Here is a 1,381-nt window from a genome sequence, read left to right as displayed (position 1 = left end):
CAATGCCAGTCAGTTAAGCCACTGACTGGCATTTTTTTGTTGGGAACTTGCTGCGAGAGCGCTTGACCTCGCGTGGGAATGAGCGATCGGCGCGGCGCGGTGGAAGTACGAAGTGGCGCGCTTGCATCAACAGCCGCTGCAAGAGTTCAGGCAAGGTGCCCGCACGCGCCAGATGCACCGTGTTGATGGCTCCCACGATGGCATGGCGAGCTGTATGAAAGCTGATGCGGGTCGGCGCAACCCCTTCATGCTCTGCCATCAAACGCATCCAACGCCTGAGCAGCGTGTAGGCAAGCAGAACGCCCCAGACCTCCTGCTTGACTAACTCAGGGTGTTTGCTGCGCAACACAGCTTGCCCTTGTTGCAGCGATTGTTTGATCTCTCGAAACCCCAGCTCGATCTCCCAGCGCTGACGGTACAACTGCGCCAGCGGCTTCGCGGCAAACTGCTCAGGATCGAGCATTGAGGTGATAAACCGCCTGATCTTGCCTCCAACGCTCACCTCAATGAGCCGGGCCTGCCAATGACAGGGCATTTCTGGGTGCAGTTGTCTGGCGCGAGGCGATACGGGCATGCGGATCAGCCAGTCGCCTTGGCCCAAAGTCTGCACCACCTCGTGACGCAGATTGTCCTTGGCACGCATGAGCCAATGGCGCTGCTGGCCCGCTTGACTCCATTGCAGCAGGAACGCCGCACTGAAATAGGCACGGTCGAACAAGGTGATGGAGTGATCCAGGCCACGCAGTCCAGCCGCCAGTGTCAGCTCGCCGCAGCTGTAATCCCCCAATCGGGCATCAAGCAGTTCATGGCTGTCAGTGTCCAGCAGGCAGACAGCGCGCACCATGGGCCAAGGCTGGGGACCGTATTGCGTCTGGCCGCTTCCCAGCGCTTGGCGGTTGTCTGCACTGTCTGGGGTTGACCACACCACGCCATCGACCGCCAAGACGCGCAAATCTCCTGTGTGCACCGCATGGGCACGGCCCCAGGCATTGGTGAGCAAGGCAAACAAGTGTTCCATGGGCTGGGCACCTAGCCGCTGGCGAGCCTGCACACTGGCGCTGGGTGCGGGCAGTTCTTTGCCATCGAGCGTCAGCGCCATCTCCTGCACCACCTGCCACAGCGGCATGTGGCGAAACAGTGCCAGGCCAATGACCAGCCACACAGCGTGTTCGGCAGGCAACTTGCGTCTGCGCACGGAGGCTTTGCCTGTGGCAGCCAGCGCTTGCTCTATCCAGGCCGGATCCAGCAACGCGCTCAACTCGGCTATCCCGTTGGCAGGCAGTGCCTCCAGCGTCTCGTTCAGGGTGGTTTGCAGCAGACTCAAAACAAAAAGGGAACATGTTGAACATGTTCCCTTTTTAAACCACGTCAGCTTCGCTTT

1 protein-coding gene is annotated in these 1,381 nt (G+C 60.1%); it reads right to left on the bottom strand.

All coding sequences use genetic code 11. The annotated features are described in order from the left end of the window. Nucleotides 1-13: 13 nt before the first annotated feature. A complete protein-coding gene (locus IQ241_RS25225) occupies nt 14-1,372 on the bottom strand; it encodes an IS4 family transposase (RefSeq protein ID WP_322743806.1) in 1,359 nt (452 codons plus the stop codon). Nucleotides 1,373-1,381: the final 9 nt, after the last annotated feature.

It is taken from the genome of Vasconcelosia minhoensis LEGE 07310 (assembly GCF_015207255.1).
GTDB lineage: Bacteria > Cyanobacteriota > Cyanobacteriia > Phormidesmidales > Phormidesmidaceae > Vasconcelosia > Vasconcelosia minhoensis.
This window is presented reverse-complemented; position numbering and strand designations above follow the sequence as displayed.